Source organism: Kurthia sp. Dielmo, from assembly GCF_000307285.2.
Classification (GTDB): domain Bacteria; phylum Bacillota; class Bacilli; order Bacillales_A; family Planococcaceae; genus Kurthia; species Kurthia populi.
In genome coordinates this window covers 636,238-653,656 of sequence record NZ_HE578956.1, presented here as the reverse complement: position 1 = coordinate 653,656, position 17,419 = coordinate 636,238, and the positions used below count along the sequence as shown (strand labels likewise).

Here is a 17,419-nt window from a genome sequence, read left to right as displayed (position 1 = left end):
ATCGCTATCATAATACTCAATACCCCGCTCTTCCTCCGCAAACACTAAAAATTCTCCATCCATGTCAGGTTCCATCTCTGTAGCAAAAAATAATGCGATTAACGGGCTACTCGTTAAATCGAGTAAACGCGTCGGTAGTGAGTAATGTTGCATCGATGCAAGCACCTCAAGTCCTCGACTATACTGTGACAATTCCTCTGAGCATTTAATATGCAAATCACGATACATTTTTTCTTCCGACTCTAGCCATTTCTGCTTCCTATAAATACTTGGTGCTAAGCTATAGTTCGAATCACTATGGCCACGGTACATGAAATGATATTCATCAACCTCATACTCATCATACTGACGTGATTCATCAAATAACCGGCTATAAAACGGTGTAATATGCTGTAGCTTCACGAAGATTTCATTTTGATCGTCATCACTATCTAAAATATTACGCAGTGTATGACTTGATTCAAATTCGCCGAGATGATTTAAAATCCACTCCGATTCTTTGCGGTACGCCCTCAGCTGCCATTCATTCGCCTCTTCATGTAAAATCCGCCCATCATATTGCTGCTGCTTCCGATTTTGATTAATAAGCATTTTATTAAAGGCACTCTCATCTTCAATAAACTCGAGCTGATACATCATCGCATTGTACATATAAAGCTTCTTGTGATGCGTGGTCGTGCGGAAAATCATAAATTGAAATACTTTTTTCAAGCGCTGCATAAAGTGACTTTTCAGTGCACGGTTGTCTTGCTCAAAGGCATTTAAGTCGCGGTCTAACTCAATTAGTCGCGATTTTAAATTACGAATGCTTTTTGAAATATCATTAATTTTTCGATTTAAGGAGGACCGTTTTCGACGCGATAATTCCAGCTTATCATGCAATTCCTTTTGCGCGAGCTCCTCTGAAAGAATCGCCTGGTCATCTAATGCCTCTTGCTGCTGTATTTCTAAATTAAAACGTTGTAGCATCCGTTCATTCATACGGTCTAGTGCTTGCTGCTGCTTCGCAATCGTTGTTGATAGCGTCGCATATTCCTGCCTACGCTCTGTGTATAATGCAAATAATTCACGTTGCTTTGTATTGTTATCTGAAATCAGTTGTCGCTGTCCTTCTCGCTCGCGCAAATACACTTCATAGTCCGTTTTAAGTAAGGTAACCGCTTCTAATAAGCGTTCAAAATATAGTTTACTAATCCGTTCGCCACTCTTTGTAAAACGTGATTCAATCCACGCTTTCATCTCCTCAATGGAGGTAGCATCTAGGCCATGTGTGCGTAAATAATCATCGACGCACACGTAATTATTCATATCGAGAAAGCTACCAATATGTTCAAAGTATTTTTCAGTATTCATGTAAACGCCTCCTCGCCCTCATTATATAACGATTGCGTTTTTCATACTTCTAAAAACCATTATTTTGTTGCCCACTTGTGAAATCGACAAATAACTGCGCCGAGGCGGTCAACACACCGCCACGTTTCCACGCAAGGCCAATATCACGTGTACAGTCCATATCTGTTATGGTAAAGCGGTGAATAGGTAATGCCTCTAGCCCAGAGTAATACGGTAAAATACTAATGCCAAGATCCGACGAAATAAGCCCCGCAACGGTCGGCACATCCGTCCCTTGGAACACCATTGTTGGCATAAAGCCCGCTTCACGACACCACTTTACAAATTGCTGTTGCATCAGCTGCTCATCCTTAAACCCGACAAAGTCATACGCCGCAAGCTGTGCTAGTGGCCAGCCATCAGACACAGCGAGCTCATGCGCATTTGCACAATAACCATACAATTGCTCACGCTTTAGCGGCACCCAATTTTCGGCATCAAATGTGTGACTAAAATTAGTAATAAGGCATAAATCAATGTCTCCGCGCTCCAATAAATCAAGCGCCTCCTTCGAGCTACACTGCACTAAATCAAAACTCACTGCCGGATAGACTTGTCGAAAATCACGTAAAATTGTCGGTAGAAGCGTTGTACCAATCGATTGTAAAAATGCTAAACGCACCGTCCCTGTCGATGGATTTTTCATTCCTTGCAGTTGTTTCCTTCCCTGCTCTAGCTCCTTTAAGGCACGCTCGACATACGGTAGAAAAGCTCGGCCGTAGCTACTACTGTCAATCGAGCGTCCCGTACGATTAAATAATAGCACCTCTAGTTCGTCTTCTAGCTTATGAATGGCCTTCGTCAATGCTGGCTGTGATACATGCAGTCGCTCCGCTGCCTTACCATAATGTTTTAATTCCGCTATTTCTTTAAAATAGCGTAGTTGATGCATCTCCATTTCGAGCTCTCCTTTATTAACTAAAAGTTATTAATTTAATAATAACTAAGTATTAGACGTTATGAAAGTGTGGGCGTATCATAAAGAACAAGGAGCTGGCATTATGACATCAAAAATCATGTGGGGCATGCTTATCGGTAGCATGGTCACATTCGCAAATTTATATGGTCCACAAACATTTATTCAGCATTTTACAAACGATTTTCACTTAACATCATCACAGGCAAGTTTGGCGTTGTCGATTTCAACGTTTACGCTCGCCTTTAGTATGTTAATTATGGCCGCCATCTCGAATTCTATCGGCCGCAAAAATATTATGGTCTTTTCATTAATTAGTTCGTCACTACTTTATCTCGTCGTTGGCTTCGCGCCCAATTTCGAAACTTTACTCGGCATTCGCGCCTTGCAAGGCATCGCACTCAGTGGCTTTCCGGCCATCGCCGTTACGTATTTAGCAGAAGAGCTTGCGGCAAAAGAGTTTCCAAAAGTACTTGGCATTTACATTACCGGCAGTGGCTTCGGTGGTTTTTTTGGACGTATTGTTTCTAGTACGATGCTCGATTTAACAAACTGGCATATCGCCATTTGGACACTCGGCGCCCTAACAACGCTCTTGTCCATCGTCTTTATACTTTTAATTGCACCTTCTAAAAACTTTCATAAGACGCGCTTTTCATTCCACAACTGGGGACACGGCTTACTTGAAGCATGTAAAGATGCGAAACTACTGTACTTTTACGGCCTGGGCTTTTTAGCACTTGGTGTATATGTCGCAGTCTTTAACTTCGTCGGCTTCCCGTTAATGGCACATTACGGCCTCAGCCAAACGATTGTTGGCTTCGTCTTTGTCTTTCAGCTACTTGGCTCGATTGGTTCGATGACGGTAGGTCGTTTAAGCGGTCGTTTCACACGTGGGCAAATGCTGCGCGTCAGCCTTGTCGTGACCGCGGTTGGTCTCGCCCTTACGATGATGCCCTCACTCATTAGTATGCTAGCTGGGTTATTCATTATTTCATGTGGTTTCTTTGCGTGGCATAATCTTGTCAGTGGCTGGGTTTCAAGTTCTGCAGCACCGGATGTAAAAGCCTATGCATCTTCCCTTTATTTATTGTTTTACTATATCGGCTCGAGTGTCATCGGTACGTTAGGCGGTCACTTCTATGACCTATACGACTGGAACGGTGCCGCCTTATTACTTATCGGCTGTACCGCACTTGCCTTCGTATTCGTCGTACTTATAAAATTACGCATTAAGCATACAGCTGTAGCCTAAAAATCTCAGACAACATAAAAAGAAAAAGACACGTTCAAGGATTAAAATCTGCTGAAAAATCGTGTCTTTTTCTTTGTCTCACTTTCATGGGTCAGTTCCCATGTATTTGCTTTTTTAACGAATACTAAATTCTACACCAGTGCGGTACGGCCCAATCATTTTTACAAGGCGATACATCCCCGCCGGTAGCGCACCATATGTATGTGCCCAGTCGATGTCTTCGGTAGTATGGCCATGTGCAGGTAATGTAATGGCCAGTAAGATAACCGCAAATGGCCCGGCATCAATCGTGTACCACGTATTCTTTTTAAACACGTCAATTTCATAGCCGACGCCATATACAAGCTCTTCGCTTGTATGATTCATTATTGCTAGTTGGAGTGAATGCGCTGTGACAGAATTTTCTACAAGCTGTAGTGACACATGCGTTTGCTCGAGTAATTGCTGCGGCGCTACTTTTAGATTCATATGATTCATTGTCCCTCCTACTTAAACAGATGAAAGGGGCATGCTCAGTAGAAAAAATCTTTTTCATGCAAACACACCCCTTTATTTTTATTATAAACAAAAAAATCCCACGCGAATGATCGCGTGGGATTTTTTCAAGCATCGATTGAATAAATCGGCTTAGTATGTTTTCATGTATTGCTCGCGTTCCCATGGGTGTACATTCGTACGGAACATATCGAACTCGATTTCTTTTGCTTCTTTGAAGTTGGCATAAATATGTGAGCCAAGTGCATCTTGGACTACTTTATCTGCTGCTAATTCTTTTAGCGCATCATTTAAGCTTTCTGGTAAGTTGCCAATACCTGCTTCAGCGCGTTCCTCAGCATCCATTACATAGATGTTACGGTCTACTGCTGCTGGTGGTGTTAATTTTTGTTCAATACCGTTAAGACCTGCTTCAAGAATTACAGCCATTGCTAAGTATGGGTTCGCCGTTGGGTCAACTGAGCGTACTTCGATACGAGTTGATAAACCACGTGAAGCTGGTACACGAATTAATGGTGAACGGTTTTGACCAGACCAAGCGATGTAACAAGGTGCTTCGTAGCCAGGAACTAAACGTTTGTATGAGTTTACTGTTGGGTTTGTGATTGCTGTGAACCCTTTAACGTGTTTTAATACGCCCGCCATGAATTGCATAGCAGTTTCAGATAATTTCATCTCTGCATTTTCATCGAAGAATGCATTTTCTTTCCCGTTAAATAGGGACACGTTCATGTGCATACCAGAACCGTTGACACCAAATAATGGTTTTGCCATGAATGTGGCATGTAAACCGTGTTTACGTGCAATTGTTTTAACTACTAATTTGAATGTTTGGATGTTATCACAAGCTGTGATGGCATCTGCATATTTAAAGTCGATTTCGTGTTGTCCAGGAGCCACTTCATGGTGAGATGCTTCAATTTCAAAGCCCATTTCTTCTAGTTCAAGAACGATATCACGACGACAGTTTTCACCAAGGTCCGTTGGTGCTAAGTCAAAGTAAGCACCGTGGTCATTTAATTCTAAAGTAGGTTCGCCTTTTTCATCTAGTTTGAATAAGAAGAATTCTGGTTCAGGTCCTAAGTTAAATGATGAGAAGCCCATTTTTTCCATACGAGCTAGGATGCGGCGTAAGTTGTTACGTGGATCCCCTTCAAATGGTGTAAGATCTGCTTTGTATACGTCACAGATAAAGCGACATACAGTCCCTTTCCCAGTTGTCCATGGGAATACGATAAATGTATCAAGGTCTGGATATAAGTACATGTCTGATTCTTCGATACGTACGAAACCTTCGATTGAAGAACCATCGAACATCATTTTATTGTCTAGTGCTTTTTCTAATTGAGATACAGGAATCTCAACGTTTTTAATTGTACCTAGAATATCTGTGAATTGAAGACGGATGAATTTTACTTCTTTTTCTTCAACCAATTTACGAATATCATCTTTTGTATACTTACCCATTGAAAATCAGCTCCTAATTAATTGTTTTACGTATTATTTACAAACTCATTTTTTTAACGTCTAAAAAAACGAGATAAATCACCTTGTCTGAGCGAAGTGCGTTGCATGGTCTGAGCCTGCTGCATTTCCTCACGAAGTATGCGGCGTAAGTCCGCGTCTGTGATGTCTTTTTTATGTTGGTTCGTTACTACAGGTTCGTTCTTTAATGCAAAAACTTTTTTAATCCCTGCCATATTGATGCCTTGGTCAAGTAAATCTTTAATCTCTAATAAGGCATCTACATCATTGAGTGAAAACATGCGGCGATTGCCTTCTGTTCTCGCAGGCTCGATTAACTCATGCTCTTCGTAATAACGAATTTGCCGTGCGGTTAAATCCGTTAACTGCATCACTATACTAATAGGTAGTAGTGGCATCGAGCGTCTTATCTCACGACTCATCTCGCTCACCTCGCCTTTCACAAGTCCTATACTAAACCATGTTAGTTTTCATGTCAATTCTATGTGAGGAAAATTAACATATCATTTTTCGAACAATTCAATCGAATCAGAATATAAGAAAATAAGCGAGCACATCTCCGCATAACTGAGGACGTGCTCGCTTATTATTAGTGCATTTGCTGAACAGCGCTTAAGATGGCTGTTTTCACATGTTCGTATGTTAAACCACCTTGCATATAGACCGTGTACGGAGGACGAATTGGACCATCCGCAGAAAATTCGATACTTGCGCCTTGCACAAATGTACCCGCTGCCATAATGACTTCATCTGTATAACCTGGTAGAAGCGATGGCTCCGGTGCAAACTGTGCATTAACAGGCGAATTTTGTTGGACAGCTTGGCAGAACTGAATCATTTGTTGTGCATTATTAAAAGATACAGACTGAATTAAATCCGTACGCTTCGCATCAAAGCGTGGTTCTGGTGTCATACCGACATGTTCTAAAATCGCTGCTGAGAATACCGCGCCTTTTAACGCTTGTGATACAACATGTGGTGATAGGAAGAAACCTTGATACATATCCGTTAATGTATTTAATGACGGACCCGCTTCTGCACCAATGCCTGGCGTCGTCATACGGTACGCGCATTTCTCAACTAAATCCGCGCGCCCTGCAATATAGCCGCCCACTTTTGCTAAGCCACCACCTGGATTTTTAATTAACGAACCGGCCATTAAATCCGCACCTAATTCTGTTGGCTCTTTGTAGTCAACAAATTCGCCGTAGCAGTTATCAACGAAAATAATGACATCTTCTTTCATTGCACGTACTTGTTGAATCATTTCTGCGACTTCATCAATCGTAAATGAAGGACGTGTTGCATAACCTTTTGAACGCTGAATGGCCACCACTTTTGTTTTTTCTGAAATCGCTGCTCTTACCGCATCAAAATCCACTTTATTTGCTGCATTTAAATCGATATGCTGATAATCAATACCCCAGTCTTTTAGCGAGCCGGTATCTTTGTCGCCACCATCAACGATTGATTGTAATGTATCATACGGTTGCCCTGTAATATACATTAATTCATCACCAGGACGTAATACGCCAAATAATGATAACGTAATCGCATGTGTGCCCGAGATAATTTGTTGACGTACAAGTGCTGACTCTGCACCAAAAACATCCGCATAAACGCGTTCTAAATTGTCACGGCCCTCGTCATCATAGCCATAGCCTGTCGTACCATTAAAATGATTTTCACTTACTTGATTGTTACGAAATGCTGCGAGTACCTTTTGTTGGTTATAAAAAGCAATCTCTTCGATACGCTCAAATTGTGCTGTTATTTTTTGTTCGATTTCTTTTCCTAATTGCTGCGTTTGTGCAGTTAATGTTGATTGGAATGCCATCTAATTCCACTCCTTATTTAAAGTTCTCTTCAATCTTAACAATAAATAACGAATCGTCAAACAAACTTAGTGAAAAACAGACAAGTTTTTGTTACAATTCATTGGATTAAATGAAAGGAGTTGGTCACGCTGGCTTGGGAAGTTTTAAGTATTTTTGGCACAATTGCCTTTGCCATTTCAGGCGCAATTGTTGCAATGGAGGAAGAGTACGATATTTTTGGCGTTTACCTCCTTGGCGTCGTTACCGCTTTTGGTGGCGGTGCCATTCGTAATCTCCTTATCGGTGTCCCTGTATCCGCACTTTGGGAGCAGGAAATGTTTTTTCAAATCGCCCTTGTATCGATTACGATCATGTTTTTATTCCCGCAGCGCCTATTACGTCATTGGCCACTCTGGGGAAACTTTTTTGACGCCATTGGCTTAGCAGCTTTTGCCATCCAAGGCGCTTTATTTGCTGTAAAATTAAATTTACCACTTAGTGCTGCCATCGTTGCCGCTGTGTTAACGGGTGCTGGTGGCGGGATTGTGCGCGACCTATTAGCGAGCCGCAAGCCCACTGTTTTACGGGATGAAGTATACGCCGCCTGGGCGATTTTAATTGGTCTTATTATCGGCTTAAAGCTTGTCACCGATGATATTGGCCTTTATGTATTATTTGTCGTCATGACGGCTTTACGTATTATTTCTTATATACGTCGCTGGCGTCTACCCTTTAAAAAATTACGCAATCCTTAATAAAGTAAAAACAGCTATCTCGCTTCGAGATGGCTGTTTTTTTATTTCCCAAAAAAGGATTAACTGTTTAAACAGTATGCTTTTGGCAATGCTACTAAATAAGGAGGGATGTGATGTATGGAAATTTCGAATGCCTATTCGCATTATTTTTTGCCCATCTCACTTCATAATGTCGATGCGACAGCAATTCAAAATCAACTCATCGAACAGCATTTTTTACTATATGAAAAAGAGACTGCTTCCCTTGTACGCTATGGTGATGAAATAGAAGATAATTTTGAGACACTTAAGCATTATTTTATGCCCTATGTAAGTGAAAAGATTTTTTCTTGCACTCCTGAAAATGGTTTTCAACGTTTTTCAAAAAATAGTCACCTGCATGGTACATTAAATGATTTGCAGCTGTCTTTTTCTATTCCAAGTATCGATGTAATCATATGTCCATTCGCGGTTGCTTTTCTCGTTATTCATGTCTCATATGACGAGGCTTCAAAAGAAGATTTAGCAAAAGCATTTAGACAGTTTAAAGAATTTAAAATTAAGCGTTCTTTTACCATAGAAGAAAAACGCTATACCTCATTTGAACAATTTTTAAAGAAAGAACTTTTTGCACATCTTCCGTATCTCGCAAAAAATGGTGTCTTTCAACGTTTCGAACGTTTTCAAGATGGCGTCTTACTAGCGAATCATTTTATTGCGGCCTCTGCAGAAGCGACGAATGACACACTCTTTCAACTAAACGGCGGTCCAGGTGCCTTTTCACTAAATGAACAACTTGCTCCTTACGTTTCTCCTAGCTATATCAATCGCTATATTGAAGAGGGAGAACTTATTCGCCACAGCCCGACAATTCGCTATATACAGGCGGAAGAAAGTGGTGTTTTTTGGACTTCACTCTCTCCTAAATCGACACCATATGCGTCTTTACGGCGGTATTTTAATGGCCCATTATTTTATCAAGTAGTGATTCATTATTTCCAAAAGATTGTCTTATTATCTTTTTCAAATGCTTATGCGAAAATCGACTGGAAAAAAGATGCCGCTTTTATTCGTTCACTTATGAAAAAGATGACCCTTTTTGAAGCGCAATATGATTTCCGTGATATATCTGCTTTAAGTGAAGAAAAAAATGTAACTTTATTATTACGACAAGCGCTTGATTTACAACGGATTTACGATGAAGCCTTTCATTCCTTGCAACATCTTTACTCGACACAAGAACATTTGTCTGATATCAAGCAAAATAATTTGCTCTTTTTCTTAACAATGTCCACCGTAATATCCGGAGCATTTGGCATGAATTTAGTCATTGATGAATTAAAAGATGGCGTAACATTTTCTAAACTCGCCGCACTTACGTTTACAGAAGTATTTGTTTTAATTGTGACACTCATTAGCGTCGTAGTAGCAGTATTTTTCAGTCTATATACCGTTAGCCAACTTATGTATCAAACATATCAAAAGAAACAACGTCAAAAAAATAATGATTAAAGGAGTATTTATATGACAAACAAAGATTATATGAAGCAAGCACCTGCACAAACACAATCACGTCAACCAGGAATGGAACAACAAATGCACCCTGAACCAGTACAGCCTTTTGATTATCAAGGTGCGCAGAAACTAAAAGATAAAGTCGCCATTATTACGGGTGGTGATTCCGGTATTGGCCGCGCTGTTGCAATGGCATTCGCATGTGAAGGCGCCGATATTGCGCTAAATTATTTACCAGAAGAACAGCAAGAGGCAGAAAAGGTAGCCGCTTTTGCAAAAGAACAAGGGCGTGACGTCTTATTACTTCCTGCTGATTTAACCGAACCACAGCAGTGCGAACAACTCGTGGAGAAAACCATTGCTCATTTTGGTCAATTAAATATTGTTGTCAATAACGCAGGGATTCAATTTCCTGTAGAAGAATTTACAGATATTACGAATGATCAATGGAAACGTACATTTGAGACAAATGTAGATCCAATGTTTTATTTAACTAAAGCTGCTGTTCCTCATCTACAAGAAGGGGACACGATTATTTCAACAACGTCTATCAATGCCTATAAAGGCCACGCGATTTTAATTGATTATACCGCTACGAAAGGCGCGATTGTCGGCTTTACTCGTAGCTTAGCACAAAGTCTCGCACCAAAAGGCATTCGCGTGAACATGGTCGCACCTGGCCCTATTTGGACACCACTTATTCCAGCAACTTTCGATGAACAGCAAGTAAAAGAATTTGGTCAAGATGCGCCGCTCGGTCGTCCTGGACAACCCGAAGAACTTGTAGGAGCCTATGTTTTACTTGCATCTTCTGAAGGAAGTTATATGACGGGGCAATGCATTCACGTAAATGGTGGCGCGATTATGCATTCATAGCTTTAAATATGAACACAGCCGTCCGTTGTTGTTCTTAAATAAAATCGTCAATCTCCATTCAATGAGGGCGTTATCAGCGGGCCTGCTCCTGATAACGCTTTTTTTAATTTGTTAAACAAGTTCATTTTTTCCCTATTTAAAAAACACTTCCAATGGCTTTCGCCTTGAAAGTGTTTTTAAGTAGGTCTTAGGTTTTTATTTAGGTGCAACATCCACCTCTTTTTAGTTAAAAGCGACTTTTGGCTTCGCCTTTATTTAAACCATTTTGAAAGCTTGCCTCTGTTTTTTCCGTTACTTCCTCTAATGTATGACCATCTAATAATTCAATTAACACCATACCCTCCGGTGTAAAATCAAATACCGCTAAATCGGTAATTAAACGGCTAATGACCTGCTGCCCTGTTAGTGGCAAGGTACATGTCTTTTTCACTTTCGATTCCCCATGCTTATTCACATGCTCCATAATAACGATGACACGCTTTGCACCAACGACTAAATCCATTGCACCGCCCATGCCTTTGACCATCTTGCCAGGAATCATCCAGTTTGCTAGGTCTCCTCGCTCTGACACTTCCATACCGCCAAGAATCGCTAAATCGATATGACCACCGCGAATCATTGAGAATGACGTCGCACTATCAAAATACGACGCCCCTTTTGCCGCGGTAATCGTTTCTTTACCAGCATTGATTAAATCCGCATCCTCTGTGCCTTCTACTGGGTACGGTCCAATACCAAGCATACCGTTTTCAGACTGTAATAATACGTCGACACCTTCAGGGAGTGCATCCGCCACAAGCGTTGGCATGCCGATTCCTAAGTTAATATTCATCCCATCCTGAACCTCTTTTACTGCGCGCTGTACAATGACTTCACGAGCTGCCATTACGCTTCGCCTCCTTTTGAACGTACCGTACGTTTTTCGATGCGTTTTTCATAGTCTGTCCCTTTAAGCACATGCTGCACAAAAACAGCTGGTGTATGGATAGCATCTGGTGCTAATGTGCCGAGTTCAACAATTTCCTCAACTTCTGCAATCGTTACTTTTCCAGCCATCGCACATAACGGATTAAAGTTTTGTGCCGTATGACGATAGACGATATTGCCATAGCGGTCTGCTTGATAGCCTTTGACAAACGCGAAGTCCGCGATAATGCCCTGCTCTAATAAATAATCCGTGCCATCAAAATTACGCACTTCCTTACCTTCTGCAATTGGTGTCCCCGCTCCTGCCGCTGTATAAAACGCTGGAATTCCTGATCCACCTGCACGTAGACGCTCCGCTAATGTTCCTTGTGGTGTGAGCTCTACCTCGATTTCACCATTTAAAAACTGCTGTTCAAACGTTTTATTTTCACCGACATACGATGCGACGATTTTTTTGATCTGCTTTTCTTTTAATAGCAAGCCAAGTCCCCAATCATCGACACCACAGTTATTACTATAAATCGTTAAATCTTTCGTACCCTGTTTCACAAGCGCTAAAATTAATTTTTCAGGAATCCCACTTAATCCAAACCCACCAACAGCAATTGATGCACCATCTGGAATTTGCTTGACGATTTCTTCAAAAGATTGTTTTACTTTATCCATGCTCTTACTCCCCCTGTTCAATGTGTAGTTTTTTTAGCTTTTGATACAATGTTGTGCGATGAATGCCTAAGGCTTCTGCGGCTTTCACCTTATTGCCACCATGCTCTTTTAGTACTTGAATAATTAAATCACGCTCATGCGTATGTAGCGTGTCCTTCATATGAGAAGATTGCTGTAGTAAATTATTTTGATGCATTTGATCATAAACATTATAAATTTTCGTAATTTCCTCAAACATTAAAAAGCCAATAGCGCCGATTGTGACGCCTTTTTGAATAAGCGGTAGTCGGTGGACTCGCATCTCCTGACCATTGATGAGTTGCTGCTGGTTACGCTCTGCGATGCCCGTTTTCACAACGACATGCATTTGCGTATTTTCAATAATTTCCGTCACATGACGCCCAATGGCATTGGCATGCGGCACACCGGTAAAACGGCTATAGGCATCATTAAATTCGACGATTACCCCGTTGCTGTCTACGACGACGATGCCCTCATAAGCATGCTGCAGCGTCATCGCAAAGGCACGCTTCTCTAACCCATAGCGCTCCATAAAGTCCTTCATTAAGACGTGCATGACGTCCTTTGTTAAAAGACCAATTTGCTGATGCTGATGATTTTCAACAACGACTGGAAAGGCTTGCTCCAATGATACTTTCTCAATCCCTATCGTCTGAACCGGCTGCATAATATCTGACACTAAGCGCTCTAGTTCATCGATATGCGCTAGTATTTGCTCACTTTCTAAAATTCCGACGACGCGACCTCGTTCTACAATGACGACAACGTGAACTTTTTGACTTGAAAAATAACGTGCCGCCTGGCGTAGCGTTGTCGTATGAGCAAGCTGATACGACAGCGGCTGCATATAACTCGCCCATTGTATGTCCATAAACCTCCTCCTACTGTGCCGTATAGCCACCATCAATAATAATTGCTTGCCCCGTCATTCCTTTCGCACTATCGGATGCTAAGAAGAACGCCGTATCCGCAATCTCACTTAAATCAATTAATCGTTTTTGTGGAATAAGTGGATATAATATATCCTCTAGCACCGCTTCACGGCTAATGCCACGCGTTTTTGCTAGATCATCAAATTGATTACGCACAAGCTCTGTATCCGCATAGCCTGGACAAATTGCATTGACTGTAATGCCATGTGCTGCCGTTTCAAGTGCCGCCACCTTCGTGAAGCCAATGACACCATGCTTCGCCGAATTGTATGCCGCCTTACCCGCAAAGCCAATCACGCCATTAATCGACGACATATTCAAAATGCGACCAGACTGCTGTTTTTTCATATGTGGTAAAACATGCTTTGTCATAACAAATGGTGCCACAAGCATGACATCAATTAGCAATTGAAACTTCTCTGTCGGAAATTCTTCAATCATCGCTACATGTTGTAAACCAGCATTATTAATGAGCACATCAATGCGCCCAAACTCAGACATTACTTGCGCGACCATATCTTTAATTTTTTCTTCATTCGTGACATCACACACAATACCAATTGCGTGCTCACCTAATTTTTTTGCTGCCGCAGCTACTTCTTCGTGTAAATCCACTAACACAACTTTATCTCCCGCTGTGTAAAACTTTTGTGCTAGCTCATAGCCAATCCCCTGAGCGCCACCTGTAATAATTACAACGCGTTCTGTCATCTTATGCATCTCCCTTGTCATTTCGATCCTCTAGTAAAAAGCGCATTAACAATTTTTCACGCTTCGTTGCCACATCATTCATTTCCGCTTCGTTCCATTCATAGTACCCTCGACCACTACGCACACCGACATGCCCGTATGAAACGAGCTCATTTAACCCAGCACCTGCTGCTTTAAGCGTCGATAAATCATCAAATAAATAATCTGAAATATCTTTGAAAATATCTAAGCCACCAAAATCTGCACTCATTAAAGGCCCGGTAATCGGTAAGCGGCGACCGATACTATACGTAACAGCCGCATCAATATCCTCTTTTGTCGCAACACCTGCATCATACAATGCCTGCGCTTCGCGGAATAAGGCGAACTGTAGGCGGTTGCCAATAAAACCTGGCACCTCTTGACGTACAACAATCGCTTTTTTATCAATTCCTTCAATCCATTCCTTCGTACGTAAGACTGTCGCCTCGACTGTTTCTGCTCCTGGCACAATTTCCACAAGGGGAATTAAATGTGCTGGATTCCAAAAGTGCGTCACGATAAAGCGTTCCGGATGCTGACTACCAAGCGCTAAATCACTTGGCTTTAGACCAGACGTATTGCTCGCAATAATGACATCTGACGACACAAGCGACTCGATTTTTTGATAGAGCTCATGCTTCATCGTTAATTTTTCTGGAATGGCTTCAACGATAAAGGTTGTATCCGCCAGTGCCTGCTCTAAATCATCGTGATACGAAATTAATGGTGTAATGTCTGATGTTGCTTGAAGTAAGCCCTCCTCGACCATGCGCTCAGCCTTCTCTGCAATACCCTGCTGTGCACGCGTTAGCTCCTCTGCTGAAATACCGTATAATACGACTGGCTGTTTCGCCCAAGCTATCGCTAGCGCAATCGAATGCCCCATTGTGCCTGTCCCAATGACTGTTACGTGTTCTGTCATGTAAATTCCTCCTAAATACCAAGTCCAAGTGAGAATAAAATAATCGCTAAAATAAGACCGATAATCGGTACAATGACGGTCACCGCAGCCATTGCTGGATACGCATCTTTATACTCTTCATTCGCAATCGAGCGAATCGTCGTTACGACGTAGCCGCCTTGCGGTAATGTATCAAGTGAACCAGATGAAATCGCAATCGTTCGGTGAAGTGCATCCGCATTGACACCCATATCTAAATAATGTGGTGCAAGCAGTGGTAGCGCTATCGTTTGACCACCTGAAGAGGAGCCTGTTAGACCAGCAATCACTGCGACCGCAATGGCACCACCAATTAATGGACTACCTGGAATATTTGTCATTAGATCAACTGCTGACTGGAATGAATCCGTCACCTTTACAACGCCGCCAAATCCAACTACTGCGGCCGTATTCGCAATCGCAATAATGGCCCCCATTGTTCCTTCTGATAATGCGTTACTAATATTTTGGAAATACTTACGATTAATTAAATACGTCGCAACAATGCCACTCGTTAATGCAATAATTAATGCCGATGTGCCTAATTTATCATGGAACACAAACGATAAAATCAATACAATCGCAAGTGGAATCATGCTCATTAATGGATTCGGTAGCGCGCGTGAGGCATCATTAACGGGGTCACTAGCTCGTCCAACAAAGCCTTCACCCTTCGCAACCGCTTTCAAAACTAAATGCTTAATCCAAATGTAACCACCAACTGCCATAAAGATTGCAACAATAATGCTGACCTCCCAGCCTGCATATGGTGATGTGCCTAAATATTCAATCGGAATCCAGTTTTGAATTTCCGGTGAACCCGCTGACGTCATCGTAAATGTAACCGACCCTAGCGCAATAACCCCCGGGATGAATCGACGTGGATAATTGGCTTGACGGAATAAACTAACCGCCATCGGATACACTGAGAAAGCAACGACGAATAAGCTGACGCCGCCATACGTTAAAATCGCACAAGCTGCGACAATAGCTAAAATGGCTTTTTTAACGCCTAGCTTCTCAACAACCCATTTCGCTACTGCATCTGCAGCACCACTATCTTCCATCACCTTACCGAAAATAGCCCCTGCTAAGAACATTAAGTACCATGAACCTACAAATCCGGTAAACCCACTCATATAATTACTAACAAAGTTTGGATCTCCCTCTTTTACTAACTGTGGAAAGAGAGGAATACCATTTAATAACGCCACAAATAATGCCGTTAATGGCGCAGAAATTAATAAATTCACACCGCGCACTGTTAAATAAATAAGAAGTAACAGCCCGCCTACCATACCAATCATGCCAATCATCGATACACCCGCTCCCTTTAACAAACTATTTTTCAAAAAATTTACATTCAGTGAAGCAACAATCCTGTTAAATAAAGCGTTGCTCTCTGTCTTTATTTGTATACAGCGATTGTAGTGTATCAACTATAAAAACACAATATATTCTCGAAAAAACATCTTTTTTTAAAAATAAACATCAAATTTGTATATTTTATCATACAAATATGTAGTTTTTATCTACACTACTATTTCCTTTTTTACCATTTTAAAACATAAAAAAGGGATAATACGATTGTGAGCCCTAAATATCTAAGACAATATCAAAGTAAAAAGACACTTAGAGATGTATCATTTATAGTTACAAGAGTGAAAGGCCCCTCTGAAAAGCAATCAGATGAAGTGACATCGCACAAGTATGAACAAGCGGAAAAAAATGGCGTTATCAGGAGCATGTCCCTCAAAGGCACGCTTGCTGATAACGCCATTTTATCTTGAAGTGTTTTGAGAACGACAAATAAGGTTGTCGTTCAAACCGTTAACAATACATCAACTACGATAATCATACGTGAATTTTGGCAAAGTTAAACCACCTTTCTCCAGTTGTATACCGAAAAAAGATGGTTAAACAAGAATTTGACGGCGACTCCTAAGGGGCCCCCAGGAAAGCGTCCGTCAAATTCCATTGAAGAATATTGGCCTTTTCTTTGTCTCATTTTCGTGGATCAACGCGATTAACCATTCCTTCTACATGACCTAAAGGAAAATTAGAATTCTAATTCGCCTTCCCAAGCGCTCATGCCGCCTTCCATGTTTGTCACATCAAAGCCTTCGCTATCTAAGTAAGACGCTGCTGTAAAGCTACGACCACCTGCATGACATACGATAATGTATGGTGTTTCTTTATTTAATTCGCCTTGACGATCTGCAATTTGACCTAGTGGAATGTGAATTGCACCTGGGATTACACCATTTGCTACTTCATCATCTTCACGTACATCGATTACATTTAATGCTTCATTTGCATCGAATTTGTCTAATACTTCATTGGCTGTAATGTTTTTTAATGCCATTGTTAATATCCCCCTTTAATTGATTCGTCTTAACTATACAAAAAAAGCCGATACCCCGCAAGGTAATCGGCTTAATTTTATTCTTCCGTTAACTCAACAGACTTCGCTGGTGCGAATGTTGAAATCGCATGCTTATAAATTAAATTTTGTTTTCCCTCTGCTTCTAAAAGTACAGTAAAGTTATCGTATGAACGAATTGTACCTTTCAGTTGGAATCCATTTAATAAAAATACGGTAACGAATACCCCATTTTTACGCAGCTGATTTAAATATGTGTCTTGTAAATTCGCTGGCTTCATGAACTGACATCCCCCTCATCTTCCAATTAATCTATTCTACACAATAGGTATA

Annotated in this window: 18 protein-coding genes; 4 read left to right on the top strand and 14 right to left on the bottom strand. The window is 41.2% G+C overall.

Translation table 11 applies throughout. The features are described from left to right. Positions 1-1,353 (bottom strand): FRG domain-containing protein (locus KTHG_RS03530; RefSeq protein WP_139991855.1); only part of this gene is annotated, 1,353 nt, incomplete at its 3' end. A gap of 49 nt (positions 1,354-1,402) precedes the next feature. Further along, entirely contained in the window at positions 1,403-2,290 is an 888-nt protein-coding gene (locus KTHG_RS03525) for a LysR family transcriptional regulator (RefSeq protein ID WP_020189547.1), read from the bottom strand. Between the two features lie 103 nt (positions 2,291-2,393). Here KTHG_RS03525 and KTHG_RS03520 point away from each other — a divergent pair, with 103 nt between their 5' ends. After that, a complete protein-coding gene (locus KTHG_RS03520; RefSeq protein ID WP_020189546.1) occupies positions 2,394-3,563 on the top strand; it encodes an MFS transporter in 1,170 nt (389 codons plus the stop codon). A gap of 114 nt (positions 3,564-3,677) precedes the next feature. Here the strand turns inward: KTHG_RS03520 and KTHG_RS03515 are convergent, their stop codons facing one another. The 4 genes from KTHG_RS03515 to KTHG_RS03500 all read right to left on the bottom strand — a co-directional run bounded on the left by KTHG_RS03515 (position 3,678) and on the right by KTHG_RS03500 (position 7,380). Then, positions 3,678-4,040: an immunoglobulin-like domain-containing protein gene (locus KTHG_RS03515; protein WP_020189545.1), complete on the bottom strand. Its 363-nt coding sequence runs from the start codon at positions 4,038-4,040 to the stop codon at positions 3,678-3,680. Between the two features lie 150 nt (positions 4,041-4,190). After that, on the bottom strand, positions 4,191-5,525 hold the full coding sequence (gene glnA, locus KTHG_RS03510; protein ID WP_020189544.1) for a type I glutamate--ammonia ligase: 1,335 nt from the start codon (positions 5,523-5,525) through the stop codon (positions 4,191-4,193). A gap of 53 nt (positions 5,526-5,578) precedes the next feature. Then, positions 5,579-5,965, bottom strand: a complete 387-nt coding sequence (locus KTHG_RS03505) for a MerR family transcriptional regulator (RefSeq protein WP_044527207.1) — start codon at positions 5,963-5,965, stop codon at positions 5,579-5,581. Between the two features lie 167 nt (positions 5,966-6,132). Further along, the gene (locus tag KTHG_RS03500; RefSeq protein ID WP_020189542.1) at positions 6,133-7,380 is read right to left on the bottom strand and encodes a methionine gamma-lyase family protein; all 1,248 of its coding nucleotides are present in this window, start codon (positions 7,378-7,380) and stop codon (positions 6,133-6,135) included. A gap of 129 nt (positions 7,381-7,509) precedes the next feature. On the opposite strand from KTHG_RS03500, the gene KTHG_RS03495 reads away from it, so the two are divergent. The 3 genes from KTHG_RS03495 to KTHG_RS03485 all read left to right on the top strand — a co-directional run bounded on the left by KTHG_RS03495 (position 7,510) and on the right by KTHG_RS03485 (position 10,485). Then, positions 7,510-8,115 carry a trimeric intracellular cation channel family protein gene (locus KTHG_RS03495; protein WP_044527269.1) on the top strand — a complete coding sequence of 202 codons (606 nt, stop codon included), beginning with the start codon at positions 7,510-7,512 and terminating at the stop codon, positions 8,113-8,115. A 117-nt stretch (positions 8,116-8,232) separates the two neighbouring features. Continuing rightward, positions 8,233-9,606 carry a magnesium transporter CorA family protein gene (locus tag KTHG_RS03490; RefSeq protein WP_020189540.1) on the top strand — a complete coding sequence of 458 codons (1,374 nt, stop codon included), beginning with the start codon at positions 8,233-8,235 and terminating at the stop codon, positions 9,604-9,606. A gap of 12 nt (positions 9,607-9,618) precedes the next feature. Then, the gene (locus tag KTHG_RS03485) at positions 9,619-10,485 is read left to right on the top strand and encodes an SDR family oxidoreductase (protein WP_020189539.1); all 867 of its coding nucleotides are present in this window, start codon (positions 9,619-9,621) and stop codon (positions 10,483-10,485) included. Between the two features lie 226 nt (positions 10,486-10,711). On the opposite strand, the gene KTHG_RS03480 is transcribed toward KTHG_RS03485, so the two are convergent. From KTHG_RS03480 to hfq, 8 genes are all read right to left on the bottom strand, one after another. After that, a complete protein-coding gene (locus KTHG_RS03480; protein WP_020189538.1) occupies positions 10,712-11,371 on the bottom strand; it encodes a 3-oxoacid CoA-transferase subunit B in 660 nt (219 codons plus the stop codon). After that, on the bottom strand, positions 11,371-12,078 hold the full coding sequence (locus KTHG_RS03475) for a CoA transferase subunit A (RefSeq protein ID WP_020189537.1): 708 nt from the start codon (positions 12,076-12,078) through the stop codon (positions 11,371-11,373). Before KTHG_RS03475 ends, KTHG_RS03480 begins: the two co-directional genes overlap by 1 nt. A 4-nt stretch (positions 12,079-12,082) precedes the next feature. Then, positions 12,083-12,970, bottom strand: coding sequence for a helix-turn-helix domain-containing protein (locus KTHG_RS03470; protein ID WP_020189536.1), 888 nt, complete (start codon positions 12,968-12,970; stop codon positions 12,083-12,085). 10 nt (positions 12,971-12,980) lie between these two features. Then, a complete protein-coding gene (locus KTHG_RS03465) occupies positions 12,981-13,742 on the bottom strand; it encodes a 3-hydroxybutyrate dehydrogenase (protein ID WP_020189535.1) in 762 nt (253 codons plus the stop codon). A gap of 1 nt (position 13,743) precedes the next feature. Continuing rightward, positions 13,744-14,685 carry a 3-hydroxyacyl-CoA dehydrogenase family protein gene (locus KTHG_RS03460; RefSeq protein WP_020189534.1) on the bottom strand — a complete coding sequence of 314 codons (942 nt, stop codon included), beginning with the start codon at positions 14,683-14,685 and terminating at the stop codon, positions 13,744-13,746. 11 nt (positions 14,686-14,696) lie between these two features. After that, the gene (locus KTHG_RS03455) at positions 14,697-16,019 is read right to left on the bottom strand and encodes a GntP family permease (RefSeq protein ID WP_020189533.1); all 1,323 of its coding nucleotides are present in this window, start codon (positions 16,017-16,019) and stop codon (positions 14,697-14,699) included. 743 nt (positions 16,020-16,762) lie between these two features. Continuing rightward, positions 16,763-17,068, bottom strand: coding sequence for a rhodanese-like domain-containing protein (locus tag KTHG_RS03450; RefSeq protein WP_020189531.1), 306 nt, complete (start codon positions 17,066-17,068; stop codon positions 16,763-16,765). A gap of 77 nt (positions 17,069-17,145) precedes the next feature. After that, positions 17,146-17,367 carry an RNA chaperone Hfq gene (hfq, locus tag KTHG_RS03445; RefSeq protein WP_020189530.1) on the bottom strand — a complete coding sequence of 74 codons (222 nt, stop codon included), beginning with the start codon at positions 17,365-17,367 and terminating at the stop codon, positions 17,146-17,148. Positions 17,368-17,419 lie beyond the last annotated feature (52 nt).

Coding starts and splice junctions, on each gene's coding strand:
- KTHG_RS03475 (WP_020189537.1), bottom strand. CDS start 12,078: ATGGATAAAGTAAAACAATCTTTTGAAGAAATCGTCAAGCAAATTCCA.
- KTHG_RS03525 (WP_020189547.1), bottom strand. CDS start 2,290: ATGGAGATGCATCAACTACGCTATTTTAAAGAAATAGCGGAATTAAAA.
- KTHG_RS03465 (WP_020189535.1), bottom strand. CDS start 13,742: ATGACAGAACGCGTTGTAATTATTACAGGTGGCGCTCAGGGGATTGGC.
- KTHG_RS03500 (WP_020189542.1), bottom strand. CDS start 7,380: ATGGCATTCCAATCAACATTAACTGCACAAACGCAGCAATTAGGAAAA.
- KTHG_RS03485 (WP_020189539.1), top strand. CDS start 9,619: ATGACAAACAAAGATTATATGAAGCAAGCACCTGCACAAACACAATCA.
- KTHG_RS03460 (WP_020189534.1), bottom strand. CDS start 14,685: ATGACAGAACACGTAACAGTCATTGGGACAGGCACAATGGGGCATTCG.
- KTHG_RS03520 (WP_020189546.1), top strand. CDS start 2,394: ATGACATCAAAAATCATGTGGGGCATGCTTATCGGTAGCATGGTCACA.
- KTHG_RS03490 (WP_020189540.1), top strand. CDS start 8,233: ATGGAAATTTCGAATGCCTATTCGCATTATTTTTTGCCCATCTCACTT.
- glnA (WP_020189544.1), bottom strand. CDS start 5,525: ATGGGTAAGTATACAAAAGATGATATTCGTAAATTGGTTGAAGAAAAA.
- KTHG_RS03480 (WP_020189538.1), bottom strand. CDS start 11,371: ATGGCAGCTCGTGAAGTCATTGTACAGCGCGCAGTAAAAGAGGTTCAG.
- KTHG_RS03515 (WP_020189545.1), bottom strand. CDS start 4,040: ATGAATCATATGAATCTAAAAGTAGCGCCGCAGCAATTACTCGAGCAA.
- KTHG_RS03450 (WP_020189531.1), bottom strand. CDS start 17,068: ATGGCATTAAAAAACATTACAGCCAATGAAGTATTAGACAAATTCGAT.
- hfq (WP_020189530.1), bottom strand. CDS start 17,367: ATGAAGCCAGCGAATTTACAAGACACATATTTAAATCAGCTGCGTAAA.
- KTHG_RS03455 (WP_020189533.1), bottom strand. CDS start 16,019: ATGATTGGCATGATTGGTATGGTAGGCGGGCTGTTACTTCTTATTTAT.
- KTHG_RS03470 (WP_020189536.1), bottom strand. CDS start 12,970: ATGGACATACAATGGGCGAGTTATATGCAGCCGCTGTCGTATCAGCTT.
- KTHG_RS03505 (WP_044527207.1), bottom strand. CDS start 5,965: ATGAGTCGTGAGATAAGACGCTCGATGCCACTACTACCTATTAGTATA.